At 45.8% G+C, this 18575-nt stretch carries 20 protein-coding genes; 16 read left to right on the top strand and 4 right to left on the bottom strand.

What is annotated here, in order from left to right:
* Nucleotides 1–306: 306 nt before the first annotated feature.
* Together DK423_RS07965 and DK423_RS07960 are read right to left on the bottom strand one after the other, a co-directional pair.
* Nucleotides 307–894: an aminotransferase class IV family protein gene (locus tag DK423_RS07965; protein ID WP_005555956.1), complete on the bottom strand. Its 588-nt coding sequence runs from the start codon at nucleotides 892–894 to the stop codon at nucleotides 307–309.
* A 2-nt stretch (nucleotides 895–896) separates the two neighbouring features.
* Nucleotides 897–1871: an aminodeoxychorismate synthase component I gene (locus tag DK423_RS07960; RefSeq protein ID WP_109043945.1), complete on the bottom strand. Its 975-nt coding sequence runs from the start codon at nucleotides 1869–1871 to the stop codon at nucleotides 897–899.
* Nucleotides 1872–1973: 102 nt separating this feature from the next.
* Between DK423_RS07960 and DK423_RS07955 the strand changes: the two genes are divergently transcribed.
* The 10 genes from DK423_RS07955 (at nucleotide 1974) to pgi (ending at nucleotide 13150) form a co-directional block, all read left to right on the top strand.
* Entirely contained in the window at nucleotides 1974–2540 is a 567-nt protein-coding gene (locus tag DK423_RS07955) for an anthranilate synthase component II (protein WP_005555958.1), read from the top strand.
* 155 nt (nucleotides 2541–2695) lie between these two features.
* Nucleotides 2696–3640, top strand: coding sequence for a 2-hydroxyacid dehydrogenase (locus tag DK423_RS07950; RefSeq protein WP_005555959.1), 945 nt, complete (start codon nucleotides 2696–2698; stop codon nucleotides 3638–3640).
* Nucleotides 3641–3797: 157 nt separating this feature from the next.
* Nucleotides 3798–4127 carry a DMT family transporter gene (locus tag DK423_RS07945; protein WP_005555960.1) on the top strand — a complete coding sequence of 110 codons (330 nt, stop codon included), beginning with the start codon at nucleotides 3798–3800 and terminating at the stop codon, nucleotides 4125–4127.
* 378 nt (nucleotides 4128–4505) lie between these two features.
* Nucleotides 4506–5690 (top strand): lipoprotein-releasing ABC transporter permease subunit, encoded by a 1185-nt coding sequence (locus DK423_RS07935; RefSeq protein ID WP_005555962.1) that lies wholly within the window; start codon nucleotides 4506–4508, stop codon nucleotides 5688–5690.
* Between the two features lie 15 nt (nucleotides 5691–5705).
* The gene (gene lolD, locus DK423_RS07930) at nucleotides 5706–6392 is read left to right on the top strand and encodes a lipoprotein-releasing ABC transporter ATP-binding protein LolD (protein ID WP_005555963.1); all 687 of its coding nucleotides are present in this window, start codon (nucleotides 5706–5708) and stop codon (nucleotides 6390–6392) included.
* Nucleotides 6392–7642, top strand: a complete 1251-nt coding sequence (gene lolE, locus DK423_RS07925; RefSeq protein ID WP_005555964.1) for a lipoprotein-releasing ABC transporter permease subunit LolE — start codon at nucleotides 6392–6394, stop codon at nucleotides 7640–7642. Before lolD ends, lolE begins: the two co-directional genes overlap by 1 nt.
* A gap of 100 nt (nucleotides 7643–7742) precedes the next feature.
* Nucleotides 7743–8822: a 3-deoxy-7-phosphoheptulonate synthase AroG gene (gene aroG, locus DK423_RS07920; RefSeq protein ID WP_005555965.1), complete on the top strand. Its 1080-nt coding sequence runs from the start codon at nucleotides 7743–7745 to the stop codon at nucleotides 8820–8822.
* 150 nt (nucleotides 8823–8972) lie between these two features.
* The gene (locus DK423_RS07915; RefSeq protein WP_005555967.1) at nucleotides 8973–10379 is read left to right on the top strand and encodes a replicative DNA helicase; all 1407 of its coding nucleotides are present in this window, start codon (nucleotides 8973–8975) and stop codon (nucleotides 10377–10379) included.
* 29 nt (nucleotides 10380–10408) lie between these two features.
* The gene (gene alr, locus DK423_RS07910) at nucleotides 10409–11485 is read left to right on the top strand and encodes an alanine racemase (protein WP_176607394.1); all 1077 of its coding nucleotides are present in this window, start codon (nucleotides 10409–10411) and stop codon (nucleotides 11483–11485) included.
* 15 nt (nucleotides 11486–11500) lie between these two features.
* The gene (gene pgi, locus DK423_RS07905; protein WP_005555970.1) at nucleotides 11501–13150 is read left to right on the top strand and encodes a glucose-6-phosphate isomerase; all 1650 of its coding nucleotides are present in this window, start codon (nucleotides 11501–11503) and stop codon (nucleotides 13148–13150) included.
* Between the two features lie 111 nt (nucleotides 13151–13261).
* Here the strand turns inward: pgi and DK423_RS07900 are convergent, their stop codons facing one another.
* Together DK423_RS07900 and DK423_RS07895 are read right to left on the bottom strand one after the other, a co-directional pair.
* Nucleotides 13262–13459 carry a YqaE/Pmp3 family membrane protein gene (locus tag DK423_RS07900; RefSeq protein WP_005555972.1) on the bottom strand — a complete coding sequence of 66 codons (198 nt, stop codon included), beginning with the start codon at nucleotides 13457–13459 and terminating at the stop codon, nucleotides 13262–13264.
* 12 nt (nucleotides 13460–13471) lie between these two features.
* Nucleotides 13472–14356, bottom strand: coding sequence for a hypothetical protein (locus tag DK423_RS07895; protein WP_005555974.1), 885 nt, complete (start codon nucleotides 14354–14356; stop codon nucleotides 13472–13474).
* Nucleotides 14357–14601: 245 nt separating this feature from the next.
* On the opposite strand from DK423_RS07895, the gene ribH reads away from it, so the two are divergent.
* From ribH to dapB, 6 genes are read left to right on the top strand one after another with little or no spacing between them, the layout of a single operon-like run.
* Nucleotides 14602–15075 carry a 6,7-dimethyl-8-ribityllumazine synthase gene (gene ribH, locus DK423_RS07890; RefSeq protein WP_005537755.1) on the top strand — a complete coding sequence of 158 codons (474 nt, stop codon included), beginning with the start codon at nucleotides 14602–14604 and terminating at the stop codon, nucleotides 15073–15075.
* A 6-nt stretch (nucleotides 15076–15081) separates the two neighbouring features.
* Complete coding sequence (nusB, locus tag DK423_RS07885; RefSeq protein ID WP_005555976.1) at nucleotides 15082–15507, top strand: transcription antitermination factor NusB; 426 nt, start codon at nucleotides 15082–15084, stop codon at nucleotides 15505–15507.
* 18 nt (nucleotides 15508–15525) lie between these two features.
* Nucleotides 15526–16509 carry a thiamine-phosphate kinase gene (gene thiL, locus DK423_RS07880; protein ID WP_005555978.1) on the top strand — a complete coding sequence of 328 codons (984 nt, stop codon included), beginning with the start codon at nucleotides 15526–15528 and terminating at the stop codon, nucleotides 16507–16509.
* 9 nt (nucleotides 16510–16518) lie between these two features.
* Nucleotides 16519–17019, top strand: a complete 501-nt coding sequence (locus DK423_RS07875) for a phosphatidylglycerophosphatase A family protein (protein WP_005555980.1) — start codon at nucleotides 16519–16521, stop codon at nucleotides 17017–17019.
* Entirely contained in the window at nucleotides 17019–17642 is a 624-nt protein-coding gene (locus DK423_RS07870; RefSeq protein WP_005555982.1) for a LysE family transporter, read from the top strand. The genes DK423_RS07875 and DK423_RS07870 overlap by 1 nt, the downstream gene beginning before the upstream one ends.
* Nucleotides 17643–17663: 21 nt before the next feature.
* Entirely contained in the window at nucleotides 17664–18476 is an 813-nt protein-coding gene (gene dapB, locus DK423_RS07865; RefSeq protein WP_005555984.1) for a 4-hydroxy-tetrahydrodipicolinate reductase, read from the top strand.
* Nucleotides 18477–18575 lie beyond the last annotated feature (99 nt).

Raw genomic sequence — 18575 nt, 5'->3', positions numbered from 1 at the left:
ACGCATCATTTAACTGAATAATCTTCTTAGTATAAAATAAAACAAAGCTAAAGCCGGGTGGAAAATGTACGGATAATACGGAAACGGAAGGCTTTTTTATAGTTTGAAGGCAGAGAATTTATTGTCAAAACGATGTCGCCTGAGCAGAGACTGTCCCCGTTATTGCGGAGTATTGAGAATTTTTATAATCCGAAACGGCTTCACTCAGCCTTAGGTAGTTTTATACCAATGATGTCTGAAGTGAAACAAATGTGTCTAACACAATAAATTTATCTTTGTGATATTGAAGAATTTTGAATCGTTACACTAATTATCCAACCCATTCAACGCATTAATCAATCTCACCTCATCAAACAAGTGCAAATCCGTTGCTAAAATCGACCGCACTTTTATGCGACCTTGGGCGAGTAATGCCGCCCGTTGGGTGCCTTCGAGTAGGGGAGTGTCGGGAGTGAACCATTGGGTGTTTTTGCGGAAGATGAGGTTGCCGATGGAACAATCGGTGACGTAGCCGTTTTTGATGATCATGATTTCGTCGCAGTCGCCTTTTTGAGCGAGCAGGTCGTTTAATAAGGTGCGGTCGGTGTATTTTAATCCGTAGTCAATGTGGTCGCAGACGATCGGCTTAAAAGTGCGGTAGGTTTTGCGTGTGTAGGGAAAATAACGGCAAAGGATTTGCTCGGCGTTGTAATCGATTCGGCAGCGAATCAGCGGTTCGGCGCGCAATGCTGTCGGCACCTGAATCTGTTCGGCAAGTTGAAAAACGTTTGGAAAAACGACCGCACTTTTGCCGTAAAACGCCTGCAAACTGCGCTCGTAGCGTTGTTGATGATGTTCGATGTTGCGAACTTTGCCTTTTGCTATGGCAAGGGTTTCAAATAGGGGAAATTCCATGATTAACCTCGTTTTAGCGGCACATACACTTTTTGAATCAGCTCACGATATTCTTCCTGCGCATCACTTTGAATGGTAATGCCGCCACCGCTGCGGAAGAATAACCCTTTTCCCGTCTGTTCGATAAAGCGAATTGCCACCGCACTTTGTAGCGATTCTCCGTCAAAAATGCCGAAAATGCCTGTGTAATAGCCGCGCGGTTGCTGTTCCGCCCGTTGAATGATTTGCACGGTTTTTTCTTTCGGCGCGCCGCTGATGGAACCCGCCGGCAGTAAGTTGGCGAGGATAGATCCAATCTGCCCCTGCCAATTTTTTGCCAATTCGCCGCAGATTTCCGAGCTGGTTTGTAAAATCGCACCTTGTTCCGTTTGGATTTCTTCCACATAACGAAAATGTGTCACCTGAATATTTTTCGCCACCGTGGCTAAGTCGTTGCGCATTAAATCTACGATGGTGTAATGCTCCCGCTGTTCTTTTGGATTATTGAGCAAGAGGGCTTGCGCGTCGGGCAGGGTAGCGTCAATGGTGCCTTTCATAGGGTACGTAAAAATACGGTTGTCGCGTAAATTGACAAAACATTCGGGCGAGAAGCAAACGAACTGATCCTTGAATAACAATTTATATTTCGCCTGACTTTGCCAAAACAGCTGGCGCAGAGAATAATTGGTTTCAATGGGTGTCGGGTAGGTGAGATTCAGCAAATACGAATTGCCGAAATGCAATTCCCGCTGCACTAACTCAAATCCCGGTTGATACGCCGCAAAATCCATGGGTTTCTTGTGTAAGCAAAAGGCTTCGGACAGGGCTTCCTGCCAATTTACGTTGGTATAGCCCGGAAATTGCACGAAAATGCCTTGTTCTGCCGTTTCATTTAATGAGCAGAGTATCGGTTTTTGTTGTTCAAAATCGATTAGAAAGAAGAAAGGCGTTTTTGTTTTGCCAAATTGGTTCGCTTGTTGAATAAAATCTTGCCACATAACTTTATCTCGTGAAAAAACGGCAAAAATTTTAGCCTAAATCGGCGTAAAATTATATACTTTCGCGCCTATGTGACGCGCCTGTCTGACGAGAGAGAATTTATGTCTTTATTAATCATTAACAACCACGATTCTTTTACTTTCAATTTAGTGGATTTAATCCGCCGTTTGGATGTGCCGTTTCAGGTGGTGAATGTGGAAGACTTGGATTTGGACGCGGTGGACAATTTCTCTCATTTGCTCATTTCGCCCGGTCCCGATGTGCCGCGTGCGTATCCGCAATTATTTGCCTTGTTGGAACGCTATCATCAACGCAAATCCATTTTCGGCGTGTGTTTGGGGCATCAAATGTTATGCGAATTTTTCGGCGCGACGTTATATAACCTGCCGTCGCCCCGCCACGGGCAGGCAACGTCGTTGCACTTTGTGTCGGATTCCCCGTTATTCAAAAATTTGCCACTAACCTTTCAAATCGGTTTATATCATTCCTGGGCGGTGAGCGAGGCGCATTTCCCCGCACAATTACAGATTACCGCCCGTTGTAGCGATAACATCATCATGGCAATGCAGCACAAAACCCTGCCTATTTACGGCGTGCAGTTTCACCCCGAATCCTACATTTCCGAACACGGCGAGCGGATTTTACGAAACTGGTTACAGGCATCATAAATTCTTGAGCAAAAAGTGCGGTGGTTTTTCTCAGCGTTTTTTAGATCGGGATCACACAAATCACAAAAATCCCGCCATCCTCTTGTTTTTCCTTAAAGGCCTCTTTAAAGTTATGAACCGCATTCAGAATGTATTACGCACAAAAGGAGTTTTTGATGAATATTGTTTTTTTAGATCGCACCGGCATTCCCGCCAGCCACGACATCCCGCGCCCGAGCTTCCCGCATACCTGGACGGAATATGACCGCACGTTACCACAAGAAACCTTTGAACGCGCCAAAGATGCCGACATTGTGGTGACTAGCAAAGTGGTGTTCGATCGCGATCTCCTCAGCCGCTTGCCGAAATTAAAACTCATCGCCATTACCGCCACCGGCACCAATAACATTGATTTAGCGGCGGCGAAAGCGCTCGGGATCGCCGTGAAGAACGTCACCGGTTATTCCGGCGTCACCGTGCCGGAACACGTTTTGGGCATGATTTTTGCGCTGAAACATAGCTTGATGAGCTATTATCGCGATCAAGTCACTTCCGATCGCTGGGCGACCTGCGGACAATTTTGCTACACCGATTACCCGATTACCGATGTGCGCGGCGCAACCTTAGGCGTATTCGGCAAAGGTAACATCGGCACAGAAATCGGACGTTTGGCGCAGTTGTTGGGCATGAAGGTATTGTATGCGGAACACAAAGGCGCCGACCGAATTCGTGACGGTTATACCGATTTTGAAACCGTACTGAAACAGGCGGATATTGTGACGCTGCATTGCCCACTCACCGACACCACCAAAAATCTTATCAATGCCGACACCTTGGCATTAATGAAACCGACGGCGTATTTAATTAATACCGGGCGTGGTCCGTTGGTGGACGAAAGCGCCTTATTGGCTGCCCTGGAAAGCGGCAAAATCGCCGGGGCGGCGTTGGACGTGTTGGTGAAAGAACCGCCGGAAAAAGACAATCCGCTTATTCAGGCGGCAAAACGCTTACCGAATCTTTTGCTGACCCCGCATGTTGCCTGGGCGAGCGATTCCGCCGTCACCACGCTGGTGAATAAAGTAGCGCAAAATATTGAAGATTTTGTGGCGAACGGTAAGTAATTTCCGTGTCCTGTGCTATATACGGCGCCTGAAACGGGCGCCATATTTTTATATCTTACTGTGAAACTTGAAGGCAACATAAAAAACCGATTACAACTGCAATTTAAAGCTATTTTTAAGTAAAATATTCTTACATTTACGATAAAGAGGATTATCTATGCACTGGCTATTCCTGGCATTAGCTATAGTGGGCGAAGTTTTCGGTTCATCAATGTTAAAAATAAGTAACGGTTTTAGCAAATTATTGCCATCGGTTGGTGTCATAATCGGTTTTGGCTGTGCCTTTTATTTTCTGTCTATTGCGCTAAAAAGCATTTCGCTCGGCACTGCATATGCCATTTGGGCTGGCGTAGGTTTGGTACTAACTGCTTTGATTAGCGTTTCTATTTTTGGACAGAAAGTAGATCTTTGGGGCATTATCGGGTTAGGACTTATTCTCGCCGGCGTGATAATTTTAAATACCCTTTCACATATGGGTAGCCATTAGTGACGCCCAATGAAATGTTTGTTGACAGAGGTGATACATTCTGTCTGCGATTTTTTGACAGTTTTTATCTTTTAATACCACAGTGTTATTGCCCACACGTTTAGTTAGGGACATACTCATAATACCGCTCGGCTTGATTTTTTGATTTTATTTAAGCTCGTTTGGCACCACTTGAGCAGAGTTTTACATTATTTGGTGTCTACTTGTCACATTTCTTCGAATGCTATTATACGACTACAGCTGCGTCGTATTTCCGCACTGGTTTGGCGTATTTTTCATGTGTGGCATGAGAGACTTCTTGCTGTTCTGCTTTTTCTTTCCTTCTATGCTAAACTAGCGCACAATTTTTTCCGTATTTTTGACTATTTTTAATCAGTTATGACTTTATCTACACCTCTTTTTATCGCGTTACGCTATTGGCGGGCGAAAAGTGCCGATCGTTTCGGGCGTTTGGTGACGAACTTAGCCGGCTTCGGGATTGTGCTCGGCGTGATGGCGTTGATCATCGTGCTGTCCGTGATGAACGGCTTGGAGGGCTACCAAAAGCAACAGGTGCTGTCCACTATTCCGCACGCCATTGTCAGTCTGAACGGCAATGCCAAAATTGACGAAGCACAGCTGCCGATACCGAATTTCGTACAAAAAGCCGTGCCGATTAACATGACTAACGTGATTTTCCAGACGGCGGGCGGTGTTAGCGCGGGGCAGGTGATTGGGATTCGGCAGTTTTCCGATGATCCGATTTTATTTGATTTTCCCGAGCAGGAATTCGATAAAATGTTGCCGGCGGGCGAGTTTAAAATCATTATCGGTGATCAACTGGCGCAGAAACTAAATCTGCATGTGGGCGATAAAGTGCGCTTAATGATCACCGAGAATAGCCAATATACGCCTTTCGGACGCGTGTCCTTACAGCGCTTATTTACTGTGAGCGAAATCTATTTTGATAGTGGTGAAGTGTCCGGCTATGAAGCCTTTGCCAATTTAACGGACATCGGGCGCTTAATGCGTATTCAGCCGGGCGAGGCGCAGGGCTTTCGCTTATTCTTAGCGGATCCTTTCCAGATTACCGCTTTGCCGACTGCGTTTCCGGCGGACTATCAAATCAGCGATTGGCGCACCCAAAAAGGCGAATTTTTCCAAGCGGTGCGTATGGAAAAAAATATGATGGGCTTGTTGGTGAGCCTGATTATCGTCGTGGCGATTTCCAATATCATTACGTCTTTAAGTCTGATGGTGGTGGACAAACAGGGCGAAATCGCCATTTTGCAAACCCAAGGGCTGACCAAAGGACAAGTGCGTTCCATCTTTATTTATCAAGGTTTATTGGTGGGCTTGATGGGAACCTTGCCGGGCTCGATTTTAGGTGTGCTGGTGACGTTAAATTTAGACGGCATTGTGAATTTATTCGGCGCACAAACGATGTATTTACCTACCGCACTTGAGCCTTGGCAAATTCTGACGATTATCGCCTTTTCCCTATTATTGTCTTTATTATCCACCATTTATCCGGCATATCGGGCGGCGAAAGTTGAGCCGGCGGAAGCCTTGCGCTACGAATAAACAAGAGATGAAAACATGACTAAAGCATTATTATCCTGCCAAAATATCAGTAAATTTTACCAAGAAGGCACGCAACAAACGGAAGTGTTGAAACAGGTTTCTTTCGCCATGCAACCGGGCGAACTGGTTGCCATTGTGGGCAGTTCAGGTTCGGGCAAAAGCACCTTGTTACACGCTTTGGGCGGTTTGGATCAACCGAGTGGCGGAGAGGTTTTCATTAAAGGGCAGTCGCTGCAACAAATGACACCTAACGCTTTGGCGAAACTGCGTAATCAGTATTTGGGTTTCGTGTATCAGTTTCATCATTTGATGGCGGATTTCACCGCACTTGAAAATGTCATGATGCCGATGTTAATCGGGCGACAAAATAAAAGCGAATCGCAGGCACGCGCCGAGCAGATGTTAAGTGCGGTCGGTTTACAGCACAGAATTTCACATCGTCCGTCCGCCTTGTCCGGCGGTGAGCGTCAACGTGTGGCGATTGCCCGCGCGCTGGTGAATAACCCCGCGCTGGTGCTGGCGGATGAACCCACAGGAAATTTGGATCATAAAACCACAGAGAGCATTTTTGAGCTGATTCAACAGCTAAACCGGGAAAAGCATATCGCCTTTTTGTTGGTGACGCATGATTTAAGCTTGGCGGAAAAACTCAATCGGCGCCTGATTATGCAAGACGGCGTGCTACGTGAGGAAAATGCCTGATGAATACGCCATTTTTTATTAGCTGGCGTTATCAGCGCAGTAAGCATAAAAACCGCTTGGTGTCGCTGATTGCCTTTTTTTCCAGTATGGGCATTGCCTTAGGCGTGGCGGTACTCATTATCGGCTTAAGTGCCATGAACGGTTTTGAGCGCGAGCTGAATCAGCGCATTTTGGCGGTGGTGCCGCATGTGGAAATTATTTCCGCCCCGGGGCAGGGGGATGCGCCTATCGATCATTGGCAGAATCTGGCGGTGAGGCTCAAACAAAATTCGCAAATTTGCGGTATTTCGCCTTTCGTGAGTTTTACCGCGTTGGTGGAAAACGGCGCAAAATTAAAAGTCGTGCAAATTAAAGGCGTGGAAACGACATTGCAGGATCAAGTGAGTTCTCTCGGGCATTTCGTGTTAAATGCCGGGTGGCAGAATTTTGCGCAAAACGGTGGATTGGTTCTCGGCTCCGGTATTGCGCGAGATTTGGACGTGCAGGAAGGGGATTGGGTGTCTTTGTTGATTTCCTGGCAAAAAGGTTCGGAAAATCTCACCCAACCGTTACGTGAACGTATTCAAGTGACCGGTATTCTGCGTTTGGATGGTCAGCTGGATCACAGTTATGCCTTGATGCCGTTGGCACAGGCGCAGCAATTGATGAGTTACCGGGCAGATCAAGTGACCGGCGTGGAACTGAAAACCGCCGATCCATTTAGTGTGCAAGCCATGGACTATTCCATGTTGCAGGATTATCCGCAGATGTTGTATCTGCAAAACTGGATCAGCAAATTCGGCTATATGTACCGCGATATTCAGCTGATCCGCATGGTCATGTATATCGCCATGGTGTTGGTTATCGGGGTCGCCTGTTTTAATATTGTTTCTACCTTAATTATGGCGGTGAAAGACAAAGCCGGCGATATTGCCATTATGCGCACCCTCGGCGCAAATAATCGTTTCATTAAACGGATTTTTATTTGGTACGGCTTGCAGGCGGGCATGAAAGGCTGCCTGATTGGCATTGTGCTTGGCGTGATTTTAGCCTTGAATCTGACCCAGTTGATTCAGTTGCTGGAAAAGGCGATAGGCAAAAAGTTATTGTCCGATGGCATTTATTTCGTGGATTTCCTACCGACGGAATTACATTGGCAGGATGTGCTTTTGGTGTTGTTGTCCGCGTTAATTTTAAGTTTATTCGCCAGTCTTTATCCGGCAAACCGCGCGGCAAAATTACAACCGGCACAGGTGTTAAGCGGTCATTAACAAGAAATTCAATAAACTCGTTTGCTAGTACAAGAGATGGTGGTAGAGTAGAGTCGCTTTTTTAAATTTAGTTTTGTTGTTGTGTAATCAAGAGTGAAAAATGAAGAAAAAAGATATTAATATTAAAAACGATGATACCCGAATCGGTAAGATTGAACAGGTATTACCGCCCATCGCGTTATTAGAAAAATTCCCCGCCAGCGACATTGCGGTAAAAACCGTAGAACAAGCCCGCAAAGAAGCACACGATATTATTCATGGCAAAGATGATCGCCTGTTGGTGGTGATCGGGCCTTGCTCCATTCACGATCCGAAAGCGGCATTGGAGTACGCGCAACGCATCAAATTGATGCGTGAAAAATTTAAATATACCTTACAAATCATCATGCGCGTATATTTTGAAAAACCGCGTACCACGGTAGGATGGAAAGGCTTAATTAATGACCCGCACTTAAATAATACCTATGCCCTGAATGATGGTTTGCGCATGGCGCGTAAGTTATTATCCGACATTAACAATTTGAGCGTGCCTTCCGCCGGTGAGTTTTTGGATATGATCACACCGCAGTATTTAGCGGATTTTATGAGCTGGGGTGCCATTGGTGCAAGAACCACCGAATCCCAGGTACACCGTGAGCTGGCCTCCGGTTTATCCTGTGCGGTAGGTTTTAAAAATGCCACTAACGGTTGCGTGAAAATTGCTTTAGATGCTATCGGCGCTGCAGAAGCACCGCACCATTTCTTATCCGTAACCAAATTCGGCCATTCCGCCATTGTTTCCACCAAAGGTAACGAAGACTGCCACATTATTTTACGCGGTGGTGACAATGGTCCGAATTACAGCGAAAAAGACGTTTCCGAGGTATGTGCGGAACTTGCCAAAGCCGGCTACATACCGCATGTTATGGTAGATTTCAGCCATGCTAACAGCAGCAAACAGTTCAAAAAGCAATTAGACGTTAGTCATGAAGTAGCACGCCAAATTGCCAATGGCTCAAAACAAATTTTCGGCGTCATGATTGAAAGCCATTTGGTGGAAGGTCGTCAGGATTTGGTGGAAGGCAAAGAATTGATGTACGGGCAAAGTATCACCGACAGTTGTATCGGCTGGGACGATAGTGAAAAAGTCTTGCAGGAATTATCCGATGCCGTGGTGGCAAGACGTAAATTAAACGGCTAATTCATATCTTAATTGCTCCCTTCTAAAGAAAAGAAAAGTGCGGTGGATTTTTACGAAGAATTTCCACCGCACTTTTTTGTATTTTTAAGTTAAACCGGCCTCGGATTTGGTATATCATATAGCGACTTTTTTCCATTAACCGAGGCAACGATGGCGTCTAAGAATTCACCTCCTGCAAAAGAAAAAAATACCACCAATTTAAATATTCCCCCTCATTCCATTGAAGCCGAACAAGCGGTGTTAGGCAGTATTTTATTGAACAATTTTTATTGGGATGATGTAGCGGAAAATGTGGTGAAAGAGGATTTTTATCGCTTTGAACATCGCTTGATTTTTGAGGAGATGGAAAAGCTTATTGCCCGGCAGGCACCGGTGGATTTAATCACTTTGGAACAAGCCCTCAAAAGCCGTGAAGTGATTGAACAGGTGGGCGGGTTTGCTTATTTGGCGGAACTTTCCAATAACACGCCGAGTGCCGCCAACGTGGTGGCGTATGCAAACGTCGTGCGGGAAAAAGCCATCATGCGCGAATTGATTTCCGTGGGGAATAAAATCGCGCAGAACAGCTATTCGCCGAAAGGGCAGGATGTGAAACATTTGCTGGACGAAGCGGAACGGGAAGTGTTTGCCATCGCGGAAAAACGTACCTCGGGCAATGAAGGTCCCAAAAATATTATCGCCATTCTGGAAAACACCATCAGTAAAATCGAACAACTCAGTCAAACCAAAGATCATTCCGGCGTCACCGGCGTTTCTACCGGCTTTAAAGATTTGGATAAAAAAACCGCAGGCTTGCAAAAATCCGATTTGATTATTGTGGCGGCGCGTCCTTCCATGGGGAAAACCACGTTTGCCATGAACCTGTGTGAAAATGCGGCGTTAGGCAGTGAAAAACCGGTGCTGGTATTCAGTTTGGAGATGCCGGCAGAACAAATTATGATGCGTAGCCTTGCGTCACTTTCCCGAGTGGATCAAACCAAAATTCGTACCGGTCAGGGCTTGGACGATAACGACTGGGCGAAAATTTCCAGCACCATGGGCGTGCTTGCCAAAAAACCGAATTTATTTATTGATGACTCCTCAGGTTTAACGCCAACTGAGCTGCGTTCCCGCGCCAGAAGGGTTTATCGGGAAAACGGCGGGTTAAGTTTAATCATGGTGGACTATCTTCAATTAATGCGCGCGCCGGCATTTTCCGATAATCGAACGTTGGAAATCGCGGAAATTTCCCGTTCTTTAAAAGCCCTGGCAAAAGAATTGGAAGTGCCGGTAATCGCCCTGTCACAATTAAACCGTATGTTGGAAAACCGCCAGGACAAACGTCCGGTAAACTCGGATTTGCGGGAATCGGGCTCCATTGAGCAGGATGCGGATTTGATCATGTTTATTTATCGTGATGAAGTGTATAACCGTGAGTCGGAAGAAAAAGGCATTGCGGAAATTATTATCGGTAAACAGCGTAACGGTCCTATCGGGCGCGTAAAACTGGTGTTCCAAGGGCAATTTTCCCGGTTTGATAATTTGGCGGAACATCACTATTACGATGATGAATATTAAAGAATCAGCGAAGAGATTGAAAAATGCACATGAAACCCGCAACAGCCAAAATCAGTTCTGTTGCCTTGAAGCACAATATTCAAACTATTAAACAAAAAGCCCCGGAAAGCAAAATTATTGCGGTGGTCAAAGCCAACGCCTACGGACACGGCGTCGTGTTCGTGTCTTCCGCCGTAGAAAATCTGGTGGATTGTTTCGGTGTGGCGCGTTTGGAAGAAGCGTTAAAATTGCGTTCCAACGGCATTACCAAGCCGATTTTATTGTTGGAAGGTTTTTTCTCTTCCAAAGACTTACCCGTTCTGGCGGTGAACAACATTCAAACCGTGGTACACAGCCAAGAACAGCTGGATGCGCTGGAGCAGGCGAAAACCCCGAATCCGATCAAAGTCTGGTTAAAAATTGATACCGGTATGCACCGTTTAGGGGTACATTTAGACGAAGTGGACGCCTTTTATCAAAAATTAAAATCGTTACCTTGCGTTGATCCGAATATCGGTTTTGTCAGCCATTTTAGTCGTGCCGATGAATTGGAATGCGGTTATACCGAAAAACAATTGGCGCGTTTTTTATGGGCGACGGAAGGCAAAGGCGGCGAGCGCAGCATTTCCGCATCCGGCGGCGTTTTATTCTGGCATGACGCGCATTTGGATTGGATTCGCCCGGGCATTATTATGTACGGCATTTCACCGAATAATATCGCCGGCAAAGAATACGGTTTAATTCCGGTGATGAATCTCACTTCTTCCTTAATCGCCGTACGCGAACATAAAAAAGGCGAACCGGTGGGTTACGGCGGCGTTTGGGTGAGTGACAAAGATACCAAAATCGGCGTGGTAGCAATCGGCTACGGCGACGGCTATCCGCGTGATGTGCCGGAAGGTACGCCGGTTTATCTGAATGGCCGCCGTGTGCCTATCGTCGGAAAGGTTTCCATGGATATGCTCACCGTGGATCTGGGTGCAGACAGTCAGGAAAAGGTCGGTGATGAAGTGATCCTGTGGGGCAAAGCATTGCCTATCGAAGAAATTGCAGCAATTACCGGTATTATCAGCTATGAATTAATCACCAAATTAACCCCGCGTGTTTTAACCGAATACATAGATTAAGTTTAAGGAGAGCTTATGCAAAAAATTAATCCAACCCAAACTAACGCATGGAAAGCACTAACGCAACACCATGCACAACGCAAAAACGCCACGATTCAGCAATTATTTGCGCAAGAAAAAGATCGCTTTGCGCATTATTCTTTAACTTTCAATAATGAAATCTTAGTTGATTTTTCCAAAAATAATCTGACCCAAGAAACCCTTGGTTTATTGCGTCAACTCACCGAAGAATGCGGTCTGGCGCAAGCGAAAGAAGCCATGTTCAACGGGGAAAAAATCAACCGTACGGAAAATCGTGCCGTTTTACACACCGCACTGCGTAACCGCGCCAATACGCCTGTTTTGGTGGACGGCAAAGACGTGATGCCGGAAGTGAATGCGGTACTTTCGAAAATGAAGTCCTTCTGCGAACGCGTGATTTCCGGTGAATGGAAAGGTTACACCGGCAAAGCCATTACCGACGTGATCAATATCGGTATCGGCGGTTCGGATCTTGGTCCTTACATGGTCACCGAAGCTTTGCGCCCGTATAAAAACCATTTAACCATGCACTTTGTGTCCAACGTGGACGGCACGCACATTGCGGAAACCCTGCAGAAAGTCAATCCGGAAACCACCCTTGTGTTGGTTGCCTCCAAAACCTTCACCACCCAGGAAACCATGACCAACGCCAATTCCGCCCGTGATTGGTTCTTGGCGACGGCGAAAGAGGAAAAACACGTTGCCAAACACTTTGCGGCGCTTTCTACCAATGCCAAAGAAGTGGAAAAATTCGGTATCGATACCGACAATATGTTCGGCTTCTGGGATTGGGTCGGCGGACGTTATTCCTTATGGTCAGCCATCGGTTTATCTATCGCCCTTTCCATCGGCTTTGAAAACTTTGAAGCGCTCCTAAGCGGTGCGCACGAAATGGATAAACATTTCCGCAATGCACCGTTGGAGCAAAATATCCCGACCACGTTAGCGTTAGTGGGCTTATGGAACACCAATTTCCTTGGCGCGCAAACGGAAGCCATTTTGCCTTACGACCAATATTTACACCGTTTTGCCGCCTATTTCCAACAAGGCAACATGGAATCCAACGGTAAATATGTCGGACGTGACGGCAAAGTCATCGACAACTACCAAACCGGTCCGATTATCTGGGGTGAACCGGGCACCAACGGTCAGCATGCGTTCTATCAATTGATTCACCAAGGCACCACATTAATCCCTTGTGATTTCATCGCACCGGCGCAAACCCACAATCCGTTGTCCGATCATCACAACAAATTGCTCTCCAACTTCTTTGCGCAAACCGAAGCCTTGGCTTTCGGTAAAACCAAAGAACAAGTGGAAGCGGAATTCCTGAAAGCGGGTAAAACCCTGGCGGAAGTGGAAGACATCGTGCCGTTCAAAGTGTTCACCGGCAACAAACCGACCAACTCCATCTTGTTACAAAAAATTACCCCGTTCAGCCTTGGCGCCCTTATCGCCATGTATGAACACAAAATTTTCGTGCAAGGCGTGCTGTTCAATATTTACAGCTTCGACCAATGGGGTGTGGAATTAGGTAAACAACTAGCCAACCGAATCCTGCCGGAATTGGTGAATAACGATAAAATCGAAAGCCACGACAGTTCAACCAACGGCTTGATTAATCAATTCAAAGCCTGGCGTTAAGTATTATCTCAGCTTTAAACTGAATTAAGCGGGATTTTTTAAGGAATAAAAGAGCGGTTAGATTTTTGAGAGTTTCATCAAATCTAACCGCCGTTTTATTTAGGCTAAGATTTATTTAACTTGTTGGTTCAGGGCGTTTTCAATTTTTTTATCTGTTTTATATTGAGATAACGCATATACAGCCCAAAGAGTCGCTGGGATCCACCCAATTAAAGTAATCTGTAAAATTAAACAAATAATGCCGGAAAATGGGCGACCAATGGTAAAGAAGGTTAGCCATGGTAAAATTAATGCAATGATAAGTCTCATTATGTTCTCCTGTTATTCCATTTTAGTTTGAAAATCGTCTGAAGGTAATTGTAGTCTTATTCTCGCGCTAGAAGCTTGTCTGCAAGGATAGTCACTGCTTATTCTATGTTTCTCACTCCAATTTTTAGCGGATTGCACCTGATCAACACAAGTGTTATAAATCTCTTTTAGGTGATCATAATTCTCTGTGAGTTGCTTAATGTAAGTATCTTCTTTCTCTTGAAACACGCTACGCCATGCTTGTCTAGGTTGTTCTTTTTTGTAGTCTTCATCGTACGCTTTTAAGGCATTTAATTGTTCTAAAGACATTGCTTGAAACTCTTCAGTTGCTTGCTCTTTTACCGCGGTTTGCCATACATCACACGCAGAGTATCGACGTTTATCCTGTTTGCAATAATTTTGTTCTTCATTAAGCAGGCTATTTAAACCTTTTGCTTTAAGCTCCTTAATTATGGGTTGTGTTTTCTCTTGATACAAAGATTCCATTGCTTCACATTCGGGCGTTTTTCCCAAAATATTGGTGCATTTTGAATTGACAAATGTTTTAACAAACTCTTGCCAAGACTGGGAACCATACTGTTGTTCTATAAGTTCTTTGGCTTTTGCTATTTCAGCCGCTTTTTGGGCTTTGCGCTCATTTTCTTCTTTTTCAAATTGTAAGCGTCTGTCTTCCTTGATAGCGTTTCTGACGAGATCACACTCAGACCCTTTAGCCATAATTTTCTCTAAAGCCGTTTCATCTTTTGTACGCATGGCTGTTTCCATATCATTTTCACATTGCGTCCATTTAGTTTTGGCTTCGTCAATATGAGATAAATAATAGGCTGCATCTTTTTCAGAACAGGCTGACAAGTTTAAACACAAGCCAACAGGTATAAGCCAGAATAATTTTTTCATTGTGTATTCCTTTTGTTTAAATTTTACTTATCAATATGATAAGTCGTATTTTTCAAAAAAAATAACCTTGTCAAGCTTAATATAATTTTTTCGATAAAAACTACCAAAGATCTCTGTATGATGGATATTCATTTTAGAGAAATACTATTTTTTTAACCGCACTTTTTCCTTTCTTACTGCCAGCAAAGGAATTTTATGCTAGAATTCGCGCGCTATTTTTCATTAACACATCAATAGGAAAGAACATGAAAGTTTTAGAAGGCCATATCGCAACGCCGGAAGCTAAAGTCGCTGTGGTTATCAGCCGTTTTAACAGTTTTATCAACGAAAGCCTGCTTGAAGGCGCCTTGGATGCGTTAAAACGCGTCGGTCAGGTGAAAGATGAAAACATCACATTAGTGCGCGTACCTGGTGCGTATGAACTGCCGTTAGTGGCACGTCGTTTGGCGGAAAGTAAAAAATTCGACGCCATTGTTGCCTTGGGGACGGTAATCCGTGGCGGTACCGCCCACTTTGAATATGTGGCGGGCGAAGCCAGCAGCGGTTTAGGCAAAGTGGCGATGGAATCCGAAATTCCTGTGGCATTCGGTGTATTAACCACCGAAAACATCGAACAAGCCATTGAACGTGCAGGCACCAAAGCTGGTAACAAAGGAGCGGAAGCCGCCTTGGTTGCGTTAGAAATGGTGAATCTGTTAAATCAAATTCAGGCTGCGTAAATCACAATGGCTGAACAAACTAAAAAAATCTCTCCCCGTCGCCGCGCCCGCGAATGTGCCGTTCAGGCGTTATATTCTTGGGCGATTTCGCAAAATTCTCCGGAAATCGTGGAATTGAATTTCATTACCGAACAGGACATGAAAGGCGTTGATAAACCGTATTTCCGCAAATTATTCCGCCAAACGGTGGAAAATGTGGAAGCAGTGGATGCCACCATGCAAGGCTATTTGGATCGTACGTTAGAAGAATTGGATCCTATCGAAAAAGCCATTTTGCGCTTGGCGGTGTATGAGCTGCAATTTGAAGCGGATGTGCCTTACAAAGTGGTGATTAACGAAGCCATTGAAGTGGCGAAAGTGTTCGGCGCAGACGAAAGTCACAAATATATTAACGGCGTATTAGATAAAATCGCACTGGTTGTACATGCTTAAATAGTGCAGGGGGGCAGTATGAGAGAAGGTGAATTTGACATCATTCAACGTTATTTTACTGCTTCCAAGCGTTCCCCGCGCAAAGATGTAGTGCTTTCGGTGGGCGATGATTGCGCCATCACCGAATTGAACACCAATCAGCACTTAGCTATCACCACCGACACCATGGTGGAAAACATTCATTTCTTACCGACCATTCGCCCCGCCGATTTGGCTTATAAAGCGGTCGCCAGCAATTTAAGTGATCTTGCCTCTATGGGGGCCGAACCCGCTTGGATTTCTCTCGCTTTAACCTTACCGAAAATCGATCATGATTGGTTGGCAGAATTCAGCGAAAGTTTTTTTGCCATTCTCGATCATTACAACGTCGATTTAATCGGTGGCGACACCACGAAAGGCCCGTTAGGTTTAACCATCACCGCGCACGGCATCATTGTGAAAAATAAGGGCTTATGTCGCCATCAGGCGAAAGTGGGGGATTGGATTTATGTTTCCGGCACCTTGGGCGACAGCGCGGCAGGCTTATCTTTTATTTTACAGGGCAAAAGTGCGGTGAATTCTGCGCAAGAATTTTTAATCCAACGCCATTTGCGCCCGACACCAAGGGTGCTGCTCGGATTAGAGCTGTCCGTTTCCGGCTTGGCAAATGCGGCAATTGACATTTCTGACGGGCTGGTTGCCGATTTAGGCCATATTTTAGAACGCAGCCAATGCGGAGCAGTGATTGAATTGGATAAATTGCCCCTTTCCGCCGAGTTGGTCGCCGAAGTCGGTTTGGCGCAAGCGGAGCAGTTTGCTTTATCGGGCGGCGAGGATTACGAGCTCTGTTTCACCGTGTCCGACAGCAATATTGCCAAATTAGAAAAAGCCCTGGCACACCTCGGCGTGCCTTATACCTGCATCGGGCAAATTCGTCACGCGGGCAAAAAACGCATTCAATTCCAACGCAACGGACAAGCGGTAGAGCTTAAATTGCCACGCGGTTTTGATCATTTCAAATAGGTTTAATTTATGACGTCATTACAACATCCGCTCGAACGGGTGAATTTGCGCAATCCTATTCATTTTTTCGCGCTGGGGTTCGGCTCCGGTTTATTGCGTCCCGCGCCCGGCACTTGGGGCAGCTTGGCAGGCGTGATTTTAGGCGCGTTATTGCTGCCGGCACTCGGCGCAAAAATATTTTTTATTTTGACCGCACTTTGCTTCGTCATTGGTATTTGGTTATGCGAGCGCACCAGTCACGACATGGGTGTACACGATCACGGCAGCATTGTGTGGGATGAAATTGTCGCAGTTTTCCTTGTGTTGTTAGCCGTGCCGCAAATTTCGCTATTATGGTGCGCTATCGCTTTCGTCACTTTCCGCCTGTTTGATATTTTAAAACCTTATCCAATTCGCTATTTCGACGAAAAACTCACCAACGGTTTTGGCATTATGGCAGATGATATTCTGGCGGCAGGCTACAGTGTCGTTGTCATTCTCGTCTTAGCGCAGTTTATTCAGGTAACATGATGTTAAATTTAATGTTCGTCCATTTAATGGGATTACTTTCCCCCGGACCGGATTTTTTCTACGTGAGCCGTGTCGCAGCAATCCGTTCACGTCGCACCGCGCTTTACGGCGTCATCGGTATTACGCTTGGTGTGTTCATCTGGGCAACCGCTGCCGTGTTGGGGCTTGCCATCGTCTTTAAAACCTCGCCGGCATTGCAAGGCGTGGTGATGGCGTTGGGGGGCAGTTATTTGTTTTATCTCGGCGTGAAAATGGCGCGTGTAAAAACCAATGCGGTGTTTAATGATTCGGCGGAAGGGCAAAAAAGCGTAGGTTCTAAAAGTGAATTGCTGAAAGGGTTATTGGTGAATTTATCCAATGCCAAAGTGGTGATTTATTTCAGCAGCGTGATGTCTTTTGTGTTAGTCAACATCACCGAAACGCAGCAAATTTTGACCGCACTTTTGATTATCACGGTGGAAACTTTTTTGTATTTTTACGTCATTTCTATTTTATTTTCACGCCCTTTCGCCAAACGGTTTTACAGCCGATACAGCCGCTATATTGATAATGTGTCGGGCGTGATTTTTATTTTATTCGGCACCTACTTAATTTATAGTGGTGCGGTGAAAGTGTTAGGCTAATTCATTTTCGGGAGAAATAACATGACATTAAAAATTGCCGTTGTGGGCGCAGGCGGACGCATGGGGCGCCAATTAATTCAAGCGGTACATAACGCGGAAGGTGTGGCGTTGGGCGCGGCGTTTGAGCGCAAAGGATCCTCATTAGTTGGCGCCGATGCCGGCGAATTGGCGGGTATCGGTCACTTAGGCATTCGCGTGGGCGATGATTTAAATGCAGCAAAAGATCAATTTGATTTATTAATTGATTTCACCCGCCCTGAAGGCACATTGGAATACTTGGCATTTTGTGTCGCCAACCATAAAAAAATCGTCATCGGCACCACGGGCTTTGGCGACGCCGGCAAAGCGGCGATTAAATCGGCTGCCGAGAAAACCGCTATCGTATTTGCTTCAAATTTCAGCGTAGGCGTAAATTTGGTCTTTAAATTATTGGAAAAAGCCGCTAAGGTGATGGGCGATTATTGCGACATCGAAATCATCGAAGCGCACCACCGCCACAAAGTCGATGCGCCGTCCGGTACCGCGCTTTCCATGGGGGAACATATCGCGAAAACCCTCGGTCGGGATCTGAAAACCCACGGCGTATTTTGCCGCGACGGCATTATTGGCGAACGCAAACGTGATGAAATCGGCTTCTCTACCATTCGCGCCTCCGATGTGGTGGGCGAGCACAGCGTCTGGTTTGCCGACATCGGTGAACGGGTGGAAATCGCCCACAAAGCCTCCAGCCGCATGACCTTCGCCAATGGCGCCGTACGTGCCGCCAAATGGCTTGAAGGTAAAAACAACGGCTTGTTCGACATGACGGATGTGTTGGATTTGAATAATTTATAAGCTCGGGTGCGTGTCAACGCACCTTTTTCGTTTGTGTGAGTGGTGCAACAAGTTGCACCTTATAAAGTGCGGTCGTTTTTTCCTCTGTTTTTACACCTC

Origin of the sequence: Aggregatibacter actinomycetemcomitans (genome assembly GCF_003130205.1) — a bacterium.
GTDB classification, from domain to species: Bacteria; Pseudomonadota; Gammaproteobacteria; order Enterobacterales; family Pasteurellaceae; genus Aggregatibacter; species Aggregatibacter actinomycetemcomitans_A.
The sequence above is the reverse complement of the archived record's forward strand: the minus strand, read 5'-3'. Positions and strand labels throughout refer to the sequence as shown.

Coding starts and splice junctions, on each gene's coding strand:
- pgi (WP_005555970.1), top strand. CDS start 11,501: ATGCAAAAAATTAATCCAACCCAAACTAACGCATGGAAAGCACTAACG.
- DK423_RS07935 (WP_005555962.1), top strand. CDS start 4,506: ATGACTTTATCTACACCTCTTTTTATCGCGTTACGCTATTGGCGGGCG.
- DK423_RS07950 (WP_005555959.1), top strand. CDS start 2,696: ATGAATATTGTTTTTTTAGATCGCACCGGCATTCCCGCCAGCCACGAC.
- DK423_RS07895 (WP_005555974.1), bottom strand. CDS start 14,356: ATGAAAAAATTATTCTGGCTTATACCTGTTGGCTTGTGTTTAAACTTG.
- DK423_RS07870 (WP_005555982.1), top strand. CDS start 17,019: ATGTTAAATTTAATGTTCGTCCATTTAATGGGATTACTTTCCCCCGGA.
- dapB (WP_005555984.1), top strand. CDS start 17,664: ATGACATTAAAAATTGCCGTTGTGGGCGCAGGCGGACGCATGGGGCGC.
- aroG (WP_005555965.1), top strand. CDS start 7,743: ATGAAGAAAAAAGATATTAATATTAAAAACGATGATACCCGAATCGGT.
- DK423_RS07955 (WP_005555958.1), top strand. CDS start 1,974: ATGTCTTTATTAATCATTAACAACCACGATTCTTTTACTTTCAATTTA.
- alr (WP_176607394.1), top strand. CDS start 10,409: ATGAAACCCGCAACAGCCAAAATCAGTTCTGTTGCCTTGAAGCACAAT.
- lolE (WP_005555964.1), top strand. CDS start 6,392: ATGAATACGCCATTTTTTATTAGCTGGCGTTATCAGCGCAGTAAGCAT.
- nusB (WP_005555976.1), top strand. CDS start 15,082: ATGGCTGAACAAACTAAAAAAATCTCTCCCCGTCGCCGCGCCCGCGAA.
- thiL (WP_005555978.1), top strand. CDS start 15,526: ATGAGAGAAGGTGAATTTGACATCATTCAACGTTATTTTACTGCTTCC.
- DK423_RS07900 (WP_005555972.1), bottom strand. CDS start 13,459: ATGAGACTTATCATTGCATTAATTTTACCATGGCTAACCTTCTTTACC.
- DK423_RS07915 (WP_005555967.1), top strand. CDS start 8,973: ATGGCGTCTAAGAATTCACCTCCTGCAAAAGAAAAAAATACCACCAAT.
- lolD (WP_005555963.1), top strand. CDS start 5,706: ATGACTAAAGCATTATTATCCTGCCAAAATATCAGTAAATTTTACCAA.
- DK423_RS07945 (WP_005555960.1), top strand. CDS start 3,798: ATGCACTGGCTATTCCTGGCATTAGCTATAGTGGGCGAAGTTTTCGGT.
- ribH (WP_005537755.1), top strand. CDS start 14,602: ATGAAAGTTTTAGAAGGCCATATCGCAACGCCGGAAGCTAAAGTCGCT.
- DK423_RS07965 (WP_005555956.1), bottom strand. CDS start 894: ATGGAATTTCCCCTATTTGAAACCCTTGCCATAGCAAAAGGCAAAGTT.
- DK423_RS07875 (WP_005555980.1), top strand. CDS start 16,519: ATGACGTCATTACAACATCCGCTCGAACGGGTGAATTTGCGCAATCCT.
- DK423_RS07960 (WP_109043945.1), bottom strand. CDS start 1,871: ATGTGGCAAGATTTTATTCAACAAGCGAACCAATTTGGCAAAACAAAA.